Origin of the sequence: Oceanobacter kriegii DSM 6294, assembly GCF_000422845.1 — a bacterium.
In the GTDB taxonomy this organism is placed as follows: Bacteria; Pseudomonadota; Gammaproteobacteria; order Pseudomonadales; family Oceanobacteraceae; genus Oceanobacter; species Oceanobacter kriegii.
Window position 1 is genome coordinate 93,458 of the sequence record NZ_KE383932.1, and the last position, 16,730, is coordinate 110,187.

Here is a 16,730-nt window from a genome sequence, read left to right on the forward strand (position 1 = left end):
GAAAGAGAGGCAAAGGTCAGCCATTGGAAAGCCCATCGGCGGATAACCCTTACCGCTGTTTGGCTTTGTGTTGTTGCTCTTTTGCTGGTGTTGCGTTGAGTTTTTCAGAGGGGCTTTAGGCAGATTTTTTTCTAAAGATCATTCTGGCCCGGCCGTTAACTCTGGATAACCAGCCTGGCAATGAATGAGAGGAGCAGGTCTATGTACCCTTCAGGTGCCAAACAATATCAGCGAGTGAATGCGACTTCCGAAGTTCTGGATGCCGATCCACACCGGCTGATTCAATTGTTGATGGAAGCTGCGTTGACCCGTATGGCGCAGAGCAAGGTCGCGATTGAAAACAAGGACATGGCGACCAAAGCCAATTTGTTGGGACGCGTTATCGAGATCATCGGCACACTGCAATCCAGTCTGGATCACAGTTCCGGTGGTGAGATCTCCATGAACCTGGATCGTTTGTACGACTACATGAACCGTCGTCTGCTGCAGGCCAGCAGTGCCAACGACATTGAAATGATCGAAGAAGTGATGGGATTGTTGCTTGAGGTGAAACGCGGCTGGGATGGCATCCGCGACGATTATCTCGCCAACTTTGCCCCTGCATCGAAAAAAGAAACCGATTCCGCCGAGCTGTCCAGCCAGATTTCTGTTTGAACCATCAGGGAGATGTGTCCTCCAACCGGGAGGGCAAAATCCCTGATCCTGTCTCATCGTGACCCGGCCGCAAAACTGGCGGCCTGCGTCATATCCTCGACTGCAAAATGTTGTTAATTATGTCACCAATTGTAAGACAGTAGGACAATAACGTAACCATAGATGTTGTTTTGGGGTTTTATCTGACAATATCCATTCGTAATGCGACGAAGAATTGACAGAGTCAGTCTCAAGTCCTTAACTGATAACGAATGGTCAAACTGTTGGCACAATCCGGCCGAAGGTTGCCCAAGGGAATGGCGCTAACAGTCCGGTCTGCCGGAACCTCAGCCTGACAGCATCGAAGGGAAGGGCAATAGGTATGTGGAGAGAAATCAAGATCCTGCTGATCGATGACGATCAACAACGACGCCATGACATGAAGGTCATCCTCGACTTCCTCGGCGAAGAAGTCATTGTTGGCGACAGCGCCCATTGGCGGGATGAAGTGAATGCACGTACTGAATCGAGCGAAGAGATCGCTGCTGTATTGATCGGTACCGACGACTCAGGCGCTTGCGCCAGCATCCTTTCGGATGTGTACGGTTGGGACAAAGCTGCACCCATGATTGCGGTTGGCAGTGGCGACCTGAGCAACACCAAGCTGGACGAGAACGTTCGTCGCAACGTACTGGCCGTACTGGATACCCCACCGAGCTACAACAAGCTGCTGGACAGTCTGCACCGTTGTCAGTTGTTCCGTGACCACTTCACCAATGGTGGCGGTCGCGGTGAGCGCCGTGACGTTAAACTGTTCCGTAGCCTGGTTGGCACCAGCCGCCATATTCAGCAAGTACGCGACCTGATCATGCAGGTGGCCGACAAGGACGTCAGTGTGATGATCCTTGGCGAGTCGGGCACTGGTAAAGAAGTGGTTGCCCGTAACCTGCACTACCATTCCAACCGTCGTAAAAAGCCGTTTGTGCCGGTTAACTGTGGCGCGATTCCGGCGGAACTGCTGGAGAGCGAACTGTTCGGCCACGAAAAGGGCGCTTTCACCGGTGCAATTTCCAGCCGTCCGGGCCGTTTTGAACTGGCCGAAGGCGGCACCCTGTTCCTCGACGAAATTCGCGATATGCCCTTAAACATGCAGGTGAAAATCCTGCGTGTTTTGCAAGAGCACACCTACGAACGGGTGGGCAGCAACAAAACCATGAATGCCAACGTGCGCATCATTGCTGCAACCCACAAGAACCTCGAGCAGATGATCGAAGACGGCACCTTCCGGGAAGACCTCTACTACCGTCTGAACGTATTCCCCATCGAAATGCCGTCCTTGCGCGAGCGGGTAGAAGACCTGCCATTGTTGCTGAATGAGTTGATCGCTCGTTTGGAAAACGAGAAGCGGGGCTCCATTCGTTTTAACTCGGCGGCCATTATGTCGTTGTGCCGACACGAGTGGCACGGCAACGTCCGTGAGCTGGCCAACCTGGTTGAGCGTTTGGCGATTCTTCATCCTTATGGGGTGGTGGGCGTTAACGAGCTGCCGAAAAAATTCCGCCACTTTGGCGATGGCGAAGAAGCGGAATTCGAAGCCAATAACAACGAAGCCGCAATGCAGCTGATGCAGGACGAGAACCAGCCGGTTACCCTGGAAAACGCCGCTTTGCTGCCAGTGAATGGTCTGGATTTGCGCGAATACCTCGCCGATCTGGAATCGACCCTGATTCAACAGGCGCTGGACGATGCCAATGGCGTGGTGGCGCGAGCCGCCGAAAAGCTGAACATTCGTCGTACCACGCTGGTGGAAAAAATGCGCAAGTACAACCTGCAACGCAAAGAGAAAGACTTCGCCTGAGTGTGATTTTTCTGGCGTCAAAACTCCAGATTCAACCTCACAGAGCGACGATAAAAAACCGGCATCAAGCCGGTTTTTTTATGCCTGAAAACCGTCAAATGTGAGGTTGTTTTATTAAAAATCTAATAAAAACAATAGTTTATAAATAATCTTGAAATCAGGCACAGCCCTTGCAATCTCTGACTAAACGCTGGATTTCTGGCGACAAATCAGCAGATTTGCGAGGTGTTTATGACGATTTCAACAGCACAGGCCAACTCGGGTAACCCGTCCTCCGTGGCCGATGTCAGCAATATGCTGGGAAATCGCAGTGGTGTGAGTGAAGAGCGTCAGGTTCTGAACCGTACCCTCAATCTTTTCAATCAAATGTCGCGCCAACTGAGCGACACCTACGAGCAACTGGAAACCCAGGTAGAGCAGCTCAGTGGTGAGTTGGCCCAGGTGTCTCGTCAGCGCATGAAAGAGCTGGCGGAAAAAGAGCGTCTGGCCAATGAGCTGGCGCTGCTGCTGAACATGCTACCTGCCGGTGTTTTGCTGCTGGATCGCAACGGTATTGTGACCAAAGCCAATCCAGTGGCGGAACAGCTGCTGGCACCGCTGGCGGATGTGAATTCCATTTTGGGTCAGCGCTGGCGTGTGCTGATCAGTCGCTGCTTTGCGCCACGCCACGACGATGGCCACGAAGTTTCCCTGAAAAACGGCCGTCGGGTACTGATTCGTACCAACCCCATGACCGAACAGCCTGGTCAGCTGGTGCTGCTGACGGACATGACTGAAACCCGCGCTCTGCAAACCAAACTGGCCCAGCATCAGCGCCTGTCTGCGATGGGTAAAATGGTTGCGTCACTGGCGCATCAAGTGCGGACGCCACTGTCGGCTGCAACGCTTTACGCTGGCCATCTGGCCAATCCGGATCTTGATCAAAACAGCCGCGAACGCTTCGCTGGCAAATTGATGGAGCGTTTACGCCACCTCGAGCATCAAGTTCGCGACATGCTGATCTTCGCCCGTGGTGATTTGCCACTGCATGACGACATCAGCCTGGCAGACCTCATGGAAGACCTCGAAGCCGCCATGGAAGTGCCGATGGTGCAAAACAACGGCCTCTACCACATCGACAACCAGTGCCCGGACAAAATTATCCACTGCAACCGCGATGCACTGGTCAGCGGCTTGATGAACCTGATTAACAACGCGCTGGAAGCCTGCCGCGAAGCCCGTACGCCGACCATTCGGCTGGCGCTGGTGTGCCGCGAAACCGGTGACGACGCCGCGCCGGGTATTTCCATCCAGATTTCCGATAACGGCCCGGGCCTCAACAGCGAGCAAAAGCAGCAGGTACTGGAGCCATTCAACAGCAGCAAACCCAATGGCACTGGCCTTGGCCTTGCGGTGGTACAGGCCATTGCCCGCGCCCACGGCGGTTTGCTGACCCTGGAAGACAGTGATGTTGGCGGCCTCTGCGCCAACGTACGAATCCCGCTTGCCAGCACTCAGGCTGATGCAGGCCCCCACACTACCAACGCGTGAGGTACTTGATATGCAGATTCTGGTAGTTGAAGACGACCCGCAACTGCGCGAAGCCGTGGTTGATAGCCTCGAAATCAAAGGTCATTCCGTTACCGCCGCGCGCGATGGTCTGGACGCCTGTGTGGCGCTGCAAAACCAGACGCCAGACCTGATTCTGTCGGACATTAATATGCCAGGCATGGACGGCCTGACGTTGCTGGGCAAGGTTCGTGAAGAACATCCGTGGCTGCCGATGGTACTGATGACCGCCTACGGTGACGTTAGCCAGGCGGTGCAAGCCATGCAGCGCGGTGCCAATGACTACCTGATGAAGCCGTTCGAGCACAGTGAACTGGACACCTTGCTGCAGCCGTTCGATCAGCAGCCGCAGCAGCGCAAACAGCGTAAAGAGGAACTGCCGGTGGCCAATTCGGTGGCCAGCCGTCAGCTGTTTCAAATGGCGGAACGAGTGGCGCAAACCGACTCCACCGTGCTGATCAGCGGCGAAAGCGGTACCGGTAAAGAGGTGCTGGCGCGCTACATTCACCAGCATTCCGAACGGGCGGACCAGCCCTTTGTGGCAATTAACTGCGCAGCAATCCCGGAAAACATGCTCGAAGCCATGTTGTTCGGTTACGAAAAAGGCGCCTATACCGGTGCTTACCAGTCATCGCCGGGCAAGTTTGAACAAGCCCAGGGCGGCACCTTGCTGCTGGACGAAGTCACTGAAATGGACGCCGGTTTGCAAGCCAAGCTGTTGCGGGTTCTGCAAGAACGCCAGGTAGAACGACTGGGCGGCAAACGCACCATCAATCTGGATGTGCGCATCATTGCCACCACCAACCGTGAATTGGCTGACTACGTCGCCGAAGGCAATTTCCGCGAAGACCTGTACTACCGCCTCAGCGTCTTCCCACTCACCTGGTTGCCACTGCGAGAACGCAGTGATGACATTATTCCGCTGGCCAAACGACTGCTGACTCACCATGCCGGTAAAATGAAGCGTCGTGCGCCAGTGCTGATGCCGGATGCAGAACAGAAACTGTTGCACCACAGCTGGCCGGGCAATGTCCGTGAGCTGGACAACACCATGCAACGGGCGTTGATTCTGCAAACCGGTGCGCAGCTGTTTGCCTCGGACCTGATTCTGACGCCGGTGCCGGGCCAGCGCACCAATGCCGCCAGCGTCACCGCGCAATTCAATCACACCGCCAACGATCGACAGGGCGCAAGCGTTGTAGAGCCTGCTGAGGAGTTGAATTCCGTTCATTACACAGGCAGCCATTCAGCCAGCCACACCGCCAGTTGGGGTAGCTCGATGGCTGCTGCGGCGATGGAAGAAGGCCGCTTGGGCAACGATTTACGCCACCGCGAAGTCGAGCTGATCGTAAAGGCCATTCGGGAAGAACCAAGCCGTAAGGAAGCCGCCGACCGTTTGGGCATCAGCCCAAGAACCTTGCGCTACAAGGTGGCCAAGCTGCGGGAAGAAGGCATCGATATTGAAGCCATGATCTGACAATAGCGGGGCAATCGTGGGAGGTAGCTTGCTGCCGATGGATTTTCGCGAGCAAGCTCGCTCCCACATTGGACCACGCTCTGGGAAACATTCGAAGCCGGCTTGCCTGCGATAGGGGGGGCAAGCGCAGTTGTTCAGATGAATGATTTGTAGGAGGCAATTCATTGCCGAATGCGGGCGGGCCGCCCGCGCTCTTGACAGTTTTACAGGGTCTTAAGACTGGGCACGGGCCAACTTCGATGACAGCAAGCTGTACACTCCCAAATACGCCACCGACGCCAACAAACTGGCCACGGTACCCCATTGCAGCCCCATCAGCGGGTAGGTGTAACTGACGCTCAGGGCGTACACCACCAGGCTGCCGATGCCGTCCGGGTAATGCTTGATGGCGGTCGACAACACAGCAGCTCCCTGACTCAGGTGCAAAATCAGCATCAAAGGGAAGAAACTCACCGGAAAGGCCGCCAGTAAACCGGCTCGCTCCGGCCCCAGCCACTCGGCGATGCCGGTAATCATTAAAATGGTCGCCGTTGCCATCCCGGCTCTGAACAACATTTTGCCCACTCGACTATGAAACCAGCCGGACGCCACCCGATGGCATTGCGCCGTCGGCTGTTTCTGCTCCGGAATACGCTTGAACACCGATCGCACCAGCACAATCACCAGTACCACAACGGCCAGCGCCAGCCAGCGATTGGCCGGTAAAAACTGCAACAGTGCACTGGATGTCAGAAAGCACAGCAAGCCAGCTGCAATGGCCAGCGGCAAGCTCGAAAGCCTTGGAAAACGTCGGATCACCAGCCGGTAACCCAGTGCCAAACACACCGCCGAACTGAGCCCGGAGAGGGTATAGAGGGCGCTGGTCGCAGCGAAGGCTTCGCCGTGTTGCCAACCAAAGAAATACAGCGCAATGCCGGTGCCAAGCGGAAAGCCCGCCAGCAAGCCTGCGTGTTTTGGCCCCAGTCGTTCGGCGACGACGGCCAGTAACACAACCGTAAGAAAGGTAATCAGAATTTTGGCAAGAATCAGCACTGCGGGGTCTACCGTTGTTATCGTTTTAGGAAGCCCAGTTAACCGCTGATTTTCAGTGGCTGCAATTCGGGCTTTTACATAAAAACTACTGACAGACGGAGTCATCAACCGGCAGCAAACCGTCTTGCATGGCTTGCTGCAAGGCAATTCGGCCAGCAAACCACAAGGGGTAGTTGCGGTCGGGGTTTTTGTCTTTGGCAGCCTGAACGGCCTTGATCTGACCGGTGATTCTTACCGCATGGGCGAGGTCGGCAGCACTTACCCAGATAAACTGATTGCGTTCACCGGGGGTGCCACAACGGGATTTTTCAATCTGCTCGGCATCCACAAACGGCACCTGCCAAACATAACTGTAAAAGGGGCCAATGACCGAACGTGGCTGGCCCTGAAGCTGGTCGGCAAGCGGTGCCTCGAAGGCGCAGCGGGTTTCTTCCCGAAACTCACGAGCTGCAGTATCAGCAATGCGTTCGTCTTTTTCGCCATGGCCGCCAAAAGCAGCCCAGCCTTTACGATTTTTAGCACCGTCGTAGGCCAGCAACACCAGTGCTCGATGGTCGTGGCAGGCATAACCGACCACACCGGCAGGCGGCTCAGCGAACACCGCAAACGAGCTGGCAACCAGCACGGGCAGCATCACAAAGCCGGTTAGCAGGGCAGTGAAAGGCGAAGGTTTGCGGAAAGGCATGCAGTGTCCTGGGGTCGATGCGTCGCACCGAGGGCGTTATCTTGAATCGGATAAAGGGTTATTGAATCAGGCTGACACGGCGTCAGGGACGCCAGCGATATTGGTTCAGGCTTACCTTGCCATCCGGGGTAACCAGAATGCCCTCGGCGCGCAGCCGGTCTGCCTGCTCGCTGCCGCCGCCGTCTGCTGGCAAGGAAATCTTGCCTTGGGCGTTAATCACCCGATGCCAGGGTAACTTACTGCCTTCAGGCAGTTGCTTCAGCATTTGGCCGACCCAGCGGGCACGGCGCGGAAAACCCACCAGATCAGCAAGCTGACCGTAGGTCACCACATTTCCTTCGGGGACGCTGGCCAGCATGGTAAACAGCCGAATGTCGTGAGCTGTAGCCACAATGGCGGAATGAGCATGACTTGCCATTGGATTCTGCCTGTCCATGTAACGATAGCGAAGTGGTATCACATTGTTGTGACCTTGGATAGCACAGCGGCCAAATCTGGCCAATTGGCTATCCAAGTGCGCGAATTGTCTACGTTTTCGGGCTCTGTTTTGCGGGTGTTGGTTTTCGAGTGCTAAGTGTCAGAAGAACAGGAGCCTGATTACAGACGCAAGCCGCCGTCCACTTCAACCACCCGACCCGACATATAGTCATTTTCCATCAAAAAGGCGACGGCATGGGCAATTTCGTCCGGCTGGCCCATACGACCGGCTGGAATCATTTTACTGATGTGATCCAGCGCTTCCGGCTTCATACCGGCGGTCATCTCGGTGGCAATAAAGCCCGGTGCAATCGCGTTTGCCCGAATCTTGTAACGTGCCAGCTCCTTGGCCCACACCACGGCCAGACTGGCAACACCGGCCTTGGCGGCAGAATAGTTACTCTGGCCCATGTTACCGGTGCGGGAAATGCTGGAAATATTGACGATGCAGCCTTCGCTTTGGGTGTTGATCATCTGGATAGCGGCTTCACGGCCACACAGGAACACACCGGTCAGGTTCACATCAATCACCGACTGCCAGTGGGACAACGACATCTTGCTGACCTCGCCATCCTTCACTTTCACCATCAAACCGTCGCGCAGAATACCGGCGTTGTTCACCAGACCATTGAGCGCGCCAAAATCGTCAGCGATGGCCTTGAAGGTGGTTTCTACTTCGGATTCGCTGGCAACGTTGCAGCGATAGCTTTTGCCGCTACTGCCTGCCGCTTCAATCTGTCCGAGGGTTTCGGCCATGTGCTCATCATTGATATCGATGACGGCGATGCGGGCACCACGGCTAGCCAAAAAGACCGCCATTGCGCGGCCGAGTCCCTGGCCTGCACCGGTAATGGCGATGACTTTGTCTTGTAAATTCATAGGGATCTCCAGCGGGACTGTCGATTAAGAGAATGGCCAAAGTATAGCGCCGAATACCACAAAGCAGGCCATTACCGGTTTTTCAATGAACCAGAGATGCCGGCTGCTGCTATCCAAAATCGCCGTCATAACCTTGAAATAACCTCCGCCGCCCTAATCTAACAAAACAGACGAATTCAAAACTGGCTGGAATTTTCCCAAGCAAACGCATCCAACCAGACAGAAAACAACGCACATCGGGAGGTTCGAGTGCCTTTTCTACTGATATTTATCATCGTACCCATCATTGAGCTTGCGGTACTGATTCAGGTGGGTGGTCTGATTGGCGTACTGCCGACCATCGCCATCATTTTTGTTACCGCCATCCTTGGCGTGCGCCTGCTGAAACAGCAAGGCGCTGGCGTACTGCTGCGTGCTCAGCAAAAAATGCAAGAAGGCGGACTGCCAGCCAGCGAACTGGCCGAAGGCTTCCTGCTAGCACTGGCTGGCGCACTGCTGCTGACCCCCGGGTTTGTTACCGACGCCTTTGGCTTCGCTCTGCTGGTACCGGCCATCCGCCACTCCATGATTGGCAACGTCACCAAGTTCATCAAACCAAAAGTGATGATGGGCGGAGGCTTTGGTCAAGGTCCTCAGGGCGGTCCACAATCCAGCCCATTTGAAGGCGGTCAAGCCGACCCGTTTGGCGGCCGTCGCCCACAGCGTGAACAACCAAGCAACCACCGCCCGGAAGTGATTGAAGGCGAATACCGCCGCGAGGATTAATCGCTGTTCAAACACACAAGCTCCACACGCAAAAGCCGGATCACATGATCCGGCTTTTGCGTTTCTGGGGCTGGTTTGTGGATGTCTTGTTTGTGGATTTGTGGGAGCCCGGACCAATGTGGGAGCGAGCTTGCTCGCGAAAGCCCCGTTGGCAGCAAGCTACCTCCCACGATTGCCAAATCCGGGAGCGCGGGCGGCCCGCCCGCAGATAGCGACGCCAAGGCATTCGGCAATGAATTGCCTCCTACACATCATTCATGTGAATAGGATGGTGCGCTTGTGTCCATCACAAACCATCAAAGGCAAGCCAGCACCTACAGACCGATAATACTTGGCCAATGTGGGAGCGAGCTTGCTCGCGAAAATCCATCGGCAGCAAGCTACCTCCCACAGTGCTTGTTGTTATCAATGAGCGAAGGTAACCCAGTTCTTGATAGACAACCTGGGAGCGCGGGCGGCCCGCCCGCAAAATAGCGGCGCCAAGGCATTCGGCAATAAATTGCCTCCTACAAATCATTTATCTGAGTAGCCTCCGTAGGGTGCGCACTGCGCACCTCAGCCTCCCTTTCAATAACTCAAAATAGCCAAACTTAATAAAAACCAAAAAATCAGTAGAAAATTTTTTTACCTGCCAGGTGTTGAAAAGCCATTGCCCGTCCATATCTAGGAATTACAAGAATTTGGGGCGGCTGACATCAAACAGGAGCAGCCACCCCCGTTTAAAGCAAACATGCTTAAAAATTGGAGAGAACCTCAAATGAATATCCGTCCTCTACACGATCGCGTCGTTGTTCGTCGCAAGGAAGAAGAGCAAACCACTGCTGGCGGTATCCTGCTGCCAGGTTCCGCTGCGGAAAAGCCAAACCAGGGCGAAGTGGTAGCTGTCGGTACTGGTCGCGTTCTGAATAACGGTGAAGTTCAGCCTCTGGCTGTTAAAGCCGGTGACACTGTTGTGTTCGGCAAATACTCCGGTTCCAACACCATCGAAATCGGTGGTGAAGAGCTGCTGATCCTGAACGAAAGCGAAATCTACGGCGTACTGGAATCCTGATCCGCGCTTTTAACTGATTCGTTCAACATCGTTAACGACACACAATTTTTGAGGAAATGAAAATGGCTGCTAAAGAAGTCAAATTTGGTAACGACGCCCGCGCCAAAATGCTGGAAGGCGTAAACATCCTGGCCAACGCTGTAAAAGTAACCCTGGGTCCTAAAGGCCGTAACGTGGTACTGGAAAAGTCTTTCGGTGGTCCAACCATCACTAAAGACGGCGTATCCGTAGCCAAGGAAATCGAACTGGAAGACAAGTTCGAAAACATGGGCGCACAAATGGTTAAGGAAGTTGCTTCCCAAGCCAACGACAAAGCCGGTGACGGTACTACCACTGCAACCGTTCTGGCCCAAGCCATCGTAAACGAAGGCCTGAAAGCCGTTGCCGCTGGCATGAACCCAATGGACCTGAAGCGCGGCATCGACAAGGCCACCGCAGCCGTTGTTGAACAGCTGGCAGCTCAAGCCAAGCCATGTAAAGAAAGCAAGGAAATCGCCCAGGTAGGTACTATCTCTGCGAACTCCGACGCCGAAGTTGGCAAAATGATCGCCGACGCCATGGACAAAGTAGGTCTGGAAGGCGTGATCACCGTTGAAGAAGCCAAAGGCTTCGCCGACGAACTGGACGTGGTTGAAGGTATGCAATTCGACCGTGGTTACCTGTCTCCGTACTTCGTAACCAACCAGGAAAAAATGACTGCCGAGCTGGACAACCCACTGATCCTGCTGGTCGACAAGAAAATCGACAACCTGCAAGAACTGATTCCAGTACTGGAAAACGTTGCCAAATCCGGCCGTCCTCTGCTGATCGTTGCTGAAGACGTTGAAGGTCAGGCACTGGCTACTCTGGTTGTTAACAACCTGCGCGGTACTTTCAAAGTTGCTGCTGTTAAAGCTCCAGGCTTCGGCGACCGTCGTAAAGCCATGCTGCAAGACATCGCGATTCTGACCGGCGGTCAGGTCATCAGCGAAGAAGTGGGCATGTCTCTGGAAACCACCACTCTGGACATGCTGGGTACTGCATCCAAAGTTGTGATCAGCAAAGAAAACACCGTGGTTGTTGACGGCGCTGGCCAGCAAGCTGAAGTAAACGCTCGCGTTGAACAGATCCGTGCTGAAATCGCTTCCTCTACTTCCGACTACGACAAAGAAAAACTGCAAGAGCGCGTAGCCAAACTGGCTGGCGGTGTTGCCGTTATCAAAGTCGGCGCTGGTTCCGAAGTTGAAATGAAAGAGAAGAAAGACCGCGTAGACGACGCCCTGAACGCTACCCGCGCTGCGGTAGAAGAAGGCGTAGTTGCTGGTGGTGGTGTGGCTCTGGTACGCGCTCTGGCGAACGTATCTGTAGAAGGCGACAACGAAGACCAGAACGTCGGTATCGCCCTGGCCCTGCGCGCCATGGAAGCCCCAATCCGTCAGATCGCTGGCAACGCCGGTGCTGAAGGTTCTGTTGTTGTAGACAAAGTGAAAGCAGGCGAAGGCTCCTTCGGCTTCAACGCTGCCACTGGCGAATACGGCGACATGATCGAAATGGGTATCCTGGACCCAGCCAAAGTAACCCGTTCTTCCCTGCAAGCCGCTGCTTCCGTTGCTGGTCTGATGATCACCACCGAAGCCATGGTTGCCGAGCTGCCTAAAGAAGAAGGCGCCGGTATGCCAGATATGGGTGGCATGGGCGGTATGGGTGGAATGGGCGGCATGATGTAAGGCCAAAACCTTCATCATATTCCCGGCTACCAAGCCTTAAAGAAACCCGCGCTGAGTAATCAGCGCGGGTTTTTTGTTGGCTGGCGTTTGATGAAAAGCGTTTGAGGAATGGAATGTGGGGAATGGATTTTTACTTGCTGTAGGTGCTTGATTGGTAGCAGTAGCGTGGTACCGTAAGTGGGTTGTTAGAATGATTTATGGCAGATAGGACACTGCTGCTCTTAGTGGTCGGATCATTTGGCCACTGCAAACTACTACACTGGAAAAGAGGCTGACGTGATAGAAGCTAAAATTAAATTCATTGATGTTTTGAAATGTGGCTTTTACTCTAGGAATACAGCCTCTCCACTGTTTGGGTCACTATGCGACTCATTTGATGATTTGATTAGCTGGGCATCTAGTAAAAAAAAGATCATTAACACCCAAACTTTTACTGGTACGAATATCGGTAATATAAAAAACGTATACTATTTAGACTCGTCCAAAGACTCTAGTAACGATGATTTTGTTATTGTTCTTTGGAATGAAACTTTACACTCAGATGGTACGACCCTAGGAATAAACCCGAACTCGGCCATCGGTAAGACATCGATTCTTTCAACATCATTCAGTGACCCTGATGCGATACCCGGAGTTCCTAGTTATTTCTGGGTGGTCCCGAAAAAGAAAGTATGCGCGACTATTAAATTTGGTCATTCAGAAACTGGAAAAGGCGCATTTGATGAATATGTGAATGGTTTTCTTTCAACGTATTCAAAATATAGAGTTATAAATCAATCGAATAATATTGTTGGGTATAGTGGTTCTGGGACTTCATCCGACTTGAAAGATCCATCTCCACTTCCTAATTTTGTAACTAAGTATAGTCACTCAAACGCTGTACTCACAGAAGTGCTTGGGAATGCAAACAATATTACACAGATTCTTAAAGTAAGGAATATTGAATCATCTACTGCTGTTTCATCAAATAAAGTTGTCGACTTCCTTTCTGATTTGCTTAGGGTTACCCCAAATATAAGCTCGAAAAAAACTTACAAGGTGTGGGAAAAAATTACATACAAGCCTACTGTAGATGAGATTAAGGAGATTTTTGAAAACTATCATCAAAACACACTTCCATCGCCAGTAGACCAGGTAGGGTTTGTCTACAATAATGGTGGAAAAACAATGTTGGATCGCAAGTTTATCAGTGAGAAGATAGATTTAGATCTAAATTATAAAAGAGGTACAACGATTTCGGCGAATGATCTTCTGATCGCTCTGAGGCCTATCAGACAGTCGCTGCTTTCTGCTTTGGATTAGGAGAGGGTTGATGAGAAAGTATGTGGTGATTATATTTTTAGCATCGTTTTTAACGTACCTGTGCAAGGACGTAGCGATACATCTGAAATATTCGGATCATAGCGCAGTGCTTGATTCATTGATGAATATTTCGGCCATAATATTTGCTATTGTTGGAGCCTGGATTGCAATAATTTACCCGAAATCGCTAGTGCGTGCTTTTTCCCCTGATCCGTCAAACCCTGAGGATGTTCAAAATGACACTCGTTACCTAGGGGATCTTGTAGAGATTGTTCTCGCATCTTCTTTTGTTCTACTGTCGATACTAATAATAAAGATTGGGTTTCCATTTGTTAGAGTAATTCATAACTCTCCAACGTCAAACTTACTTCATGTAGCAGGCGTGTTTACGACCTTGCTTTTATCAATATTGCAAATTGTAAGTATAGGGAGTGTTGTGATGGCAAATTTTAAATTTTTAGGAAGTTTGAGGGAAGCTCAAGAAAGAAAGGCATTTAACGATGAATTCAGAAGAAATAATGAGGGAGAATAACCATTTTTTTGGCCCTGGACGGGGGGCACGAGTAAACCGTACATCCACTCATAGATAAGCAGCTTCAACATTAAGTGCAGCATGGAGAGTAAACAGGACATCCACCGATAGATCAGCAGCTTCAATATTTAGGGCAGCATGGCGTTCATGGCTTTGAGTAGTTTGCAGATTGAACAATGCAGGAAGACTCAACGTAGATTTGTTCTGGCCCTGCTGGAGTTAGTGCCATTTTGGGATTTTCAGGCGAGCGAGGCCCTCAGATGTATTTCTGATAGCAATATCAACGTCTGAGGCTTTAGTGAGAGCCAGCTTACCCAGCTAACAAACGGCGTGCTTGGCTTGTTCCGGTCGGCCGCTTGTATCCAAGCTGCTCACAGGCTTGTCGAACGTCGGTTTCATTGCCCGCAAACGTACTGAAACAGCGTTCAAATTGCTGGGTATGGTCAGCCATTGCTGGTCGTCCAGCCCGATGCGGCTCAGGATTGAGGCAAGTTTGTCGTCAATCGCTCCGCGTTTGTTGGGTTACCAGTTTGCGTCTCTTTCGCGGATTGCTTGCTCGCTATGCCGGCCACTGCGGATGACTGGGCTCCGCCCAACAACTGCTGGGCGGGGCCCAGCCTACAAGTTGTTATGTGCTCAGGCGCCGAGAACTTCCTTCCTTTTAAAGTTCGTACCAGCTGCTAGAGCTGTTTGTCTCTGGACTTATGAAAAATCAGATCCGGTCAAGGCAGAATTTGGGACTTACGCCTGTATCGATCTTCAGAAAGTGTCAGTATTATCATTTGGCTTTATTTTGAGCTCTTGGAGGCAGACATGAGCCATCATTCATTTACAGGTAAAGGAATCCTTCAAAATGCGTTTGATCTTTCCAGCAGTAGCTCTGATGTCATTGTCCGCTTGTGCGACTTATCAGGGGCAAATCGACGATACGCTCGCTCAAATTCCCGCAGATCAACATGCTTACATCGCCGGAAGTTTTAGTGTTGATTGTTATGAGCGGCCGTTGGGCGGTGACTGTTGGCAGGGTTTTACTCATATGTGGTTCATGTACCGCTCTCTGGATTATCCAGCGGTTGTCGGGCGTTTGATTTCTGAACAATCCGGGATCGGTGACACAGAATACGACTGGGTGGACATTGAAAATGGCGAAACGGGCGTATTTTTCTGCGCCAAAATGCCAGCAGGTAAGTACGAGGCTTACGATATCAGCCTGGCCAACCTCGGCCTTGGCGATGGCACCACCAACCTAGATAAGGATGAGCAGTTCTCTGTTCCTTTTGAACTTGAACCGGGAGCCGTTACCTACATTGGCGGCGTTAAAATGACTTCTGAAAAAGGCAAAAACCTGTTTGGCTTGCCTGTTTTCGGTTTCACTGGTGTCGAGATCTCGAACGGTCGTGAGGGCGGCTTCGAGAAGGCATTGGAAAAGTGTGGCGCTTTGCCGGACTCAATTAAAAAGGTTGAAGACCTGCTGCCAGCCAATTACGACGGCAACAGTGGGTGGGTAAAGGTAACTCAGTAAACCGACGCTGTTTATCTGAGTTATTGGATGCATAAAGAAGTTCAGGTGCTCGCCCAATCACAGAGGTAGGTTGGGGGCCCCGCCCAACAACTGCGGGGTGGGCTAAACCTGCACTGACGTTCTGACGCCCAAATATCAGGTGCCGAGAATTTCCTTCCTCACAATCTCTGCACCCGCCGCCAGCGCACGCAGTTTGCCGTTAGCGACTTCTTTGCTCAGTGGTGCCATGCCGCAGTTGGTGCATGGGTAAAGTTTGTCGGCGTCGACGAATTGCAGGGCTTTGCGCAGTACGTCGGCAACTTGTTCCGGGGTTTCTACGGTGTTGGTGGCCACGTCGATGGCGCCAACCATTACCTTTTTACCGCGAATCAGTTCAATCAGTTCCATCGGTACGTGGGAGTTCATGCATTCCAGTGAGACGATGTCGATGCTGGATTTTTGCAGTTTCGGGAATACTTCTTCGTACTGACGCCATTCGTTGCCGAGGGTTTTCTTCCAGTCGGTGTTGGCTTTGATGCCGTAGCCGTAGCAGATGTGTACGGCGGTTTCGCATTTCAGGCCTTCGGCGGCGCGCTCCAGCGCAGCGATGCCCCAGTCGTTTACTTCGTCGAAGAAAACGTTAAATGCCGGTTCGTCGAATTGGATGATGTCGACGCCTGCCGCTTCCAGTTCTTTGGCTTCTTCGTTCAGAATTTTGGCAAATTCCCAAGCCAGTTTTTCGCGGCTTTTGTAGTGGTCGTCGTACAGGGTGTCGATCATGGTCATTGGGCCAGGCAGTGCCCATTTGATCGGTTGGTCGGTTTGGCTGCGCAGGAATTTGGCGTCTTCTACAAACACGGGTTTTTTGCGTTCTACGGCGCTGACCACGCCAGGTACGCTGGCGTCGTAGCGGTTGCGGATTTTGACGGTTTTGCGGTTTTCAAAATCGACGCCGTGCAGGTGTTCGATAAAGGTGGTTACAAAGTGCTGACGGGTTTGTTCGCCGTCGCTGACAATGTCGATGCCGGCCTGGGTTTGGTCCAGCAGGGACAAACGCAGGGCGTCTTGTTTGCCCAACACCAGTTGTTCGTCTTGCAGTTTCCACGGCGACCAAAGTTTTTCCGGTTCGGCCAGCCATACAGGTTTTGGCAGGCTGCCAGCGGTGGAGGTTGGGAGTAGCTTTTTCATGGTTTGAATTCTTTTCTGAGCTGAATTGGATTTTTGCGAAAACGGGTGACACATAAAAAGCGGCCGACGCCTCTGTCGGGCGTCTGGCCGCTCCGC

At 52.5% G+C, this 16,730-nt stretch carries 15 protein-coding genes; 10 read left to right on the forward strand and 5 right to left on the reverse strand.

Annotated features, from left to right (window positions below):
- Window positions 1-201: 201 nt before the first annotated feature.
- The 4 genes from fliS to G516_RS0116980 all read left to right on the forward strand — a co-directional run bounded on the left by fliS (window position 202) and on the right by G516_RS0116980 (window position 5,516).
- A complete protein-coding gene (gene fliS, locus G516_RS0116965) occupies window positions 202-654 on the forward strand; it encodes a flagellar export chaperone FliS (protein ID WP_028294649.1) in 453 nt (150 codons plus the stop codon).
- Between the two features lie 361 nt (window positions 655-1,015).
- Window positions 1,016-2,491 (forward strand): sigma-54 dependent transcriptional regulator, encoded by a 1,476-nt coding sequence (locus tag G516_RS0116970; RefSeq protein WP_028294650.1) that lies wholly within the window; start codon window positions 1,016-1,018, stop codon window positions 2,489-2,491.
- 231 nt (window positions 2,492-2,722) lie between these two features.
- Window positions 2,723-4,021, forward strand: coding sequence for a sensor histidine kinase (locus tag G516_RS0116975; protein WP_036537221.1), 1,299 nt, complete (start codon window positions 2,723-2,725; stop codon window positions 4,019-4,021).
- Window positions 4,022-4,031: 10 nt separating this feature from the next.
- Window positions 4,032-5,516: a sigma-54-dependent transcriptional regulator gene (locus G516_RS0116980; RefSeq protein WP_028294652.1), complete on the forward strand. Its 1,485-nt coding sequence runs from the start codon at window positions 4,032-4,034 to the stop codon at window positions 5,514-5,516.
- A gap of 213 nt (window positions 5,517-5,729) precedes the next feature.
- Here G516_RS0116980 and G516_RS0116985 read toward each other — a convergent pair whose 3' ends face one another.
- The 4 genes from G516_RS0116985 to G516_RS0117000 form a co-directional block, all read right to left on the reverse strand.
- Window positions 5,730-6,548, reverse strand: a complete 819-nt coding sequence (locus tag G516_RS0116985; protein ID WP_036537224.1) for a hypothetical protein — start codon at window positions 6,546-6,548, stop codon at window positions 5,730-5,732.
- 85 nt (window positions 6,549-6,633) lie between these two features.
- A complete protein-coding gene (locus G516_RS0116990; protein ID WP_028294654.1) occupies window positions 6,634-7,233 on the reverse strand; it encodes an NUDIX hydrolase in 600 nt (199 codons plus the stop codon).
- A gap of 82 nt (window positions 7,234-7,315) precedes the next feature.
- Window positions 7,316-7,651, reverse strand: a complete 336-nt coding sequence (locus G516_RS0116995; protein WP_051219551.1) for an MGMT family protein — start codon at window positions 7,649-7,651, stop codon at window positions 7,316-7,318.
- 179 nt (window positions 7,652-7,830) lie between these two features.
- Entirely contained in the window at window positions 7,831-8,589 is a 759-nt protein-coding gene (locus G516_RS0117000) for an SDR family oxidoreductase (protein WP_028294656.1), read from the reverse strand.
- A gap of 249 nt (window positions 8,590-8,838) precedes the next feature.
- Between G516_RS0117000 and G516_RS0117005 the strand changes: the two genes are divergently transcribed.
- The 6 genes from G516_RS0117005 (at window position 8,839) to G516_RS0117035 (ending at window position 15,467) form a co-directional block, all read left to right on the forward strand.
- Complete coding sequence (locus G516_RS0117005) at window positions 8,839-9,354, forward strand: FxsA family protein (protein ID WP_028294657.1); 516 nt, start codon at window positions 8,839-8,841, stop codon at window positions 9,352-9,354.
- A gap of 757 nt (window positions 9,355-10,111) precedes the next feature.
- Window positions 10,112-10,405: a co-chaperone GroES gene (locus G516_RS0117010; protein ID WP_028294658.1), complete on the forward strand. Its 294-nt coding sequence runs from the start codon at window positions 10,112-10,114 to the stop codon at window positions 10,403-10,405.
- A 62-nt stretch (window positions 10,406-10,467) separates the two neighbouring features.
- A complete protein-coding gene (gene groL / locus G516_RS0117015) occupies window positions 10,468-12,111 on the forward strand; it encodes a chaperonin GroEL (protein ID WP_028294659.1) in 1,644 nt (547 codons plus the stop codon).
- Between the two features lie 237 nt (window positions 12,112-12,348).
- Window positions 12,349-13,413 (forward strand): hypothetical protein, encoded by a 1,065-nt coding sequence (locus G516_RS0117020; RefSeq protein ID WP_156879086.1) that lies wholly within the window; start codon window positions 12,349-12,351, stop codon window positions 13,411-13,413.
- A 10-nt stretch (window positions 13,414-13,423) separates the two neighbouring features.
- The gene (locus G516_RS23070; RefSeq protein WP_051219552.1) at window positions 13,424-13,945 is read left to right on the forward strand and encodes a hypothetical protein; all 522 of its coding nucleotides are present in this window, start codon (window positions 13,424-13,426) and stop codon (window positions 13,943-13,945) included.
- Between the two features lie 853 nt (window positions 13,946-14,798).
- A complete protein-coding gene (locus G516_RS0117035; protein WP_156879087.1) occupies window positions 14,799-15,467 on the forward strand; it encodes a hypothetical protein in 669 nt (222 codons plus the stop codon).
- Between the two features lie 135 nt (window positions 15,468-15,602).
- Here G516_RS0117035 and G516_RS0117040 read toward each other — a convergent pair whose 3' ends face one another.
- Window positions 15,603-16,634: a methionine synthase gene (locus G516_RS0117040; RefSeq protein WP_028294662.1), complete on the reverse strand. Its 1,032-nt coding sequence runs from the start codon at window positions 16,632-16,634 to the stop codon at window positions 15,603-15,605.
- Window positions 16,635-16,730 lie beyond the last annotated feature (96 nt).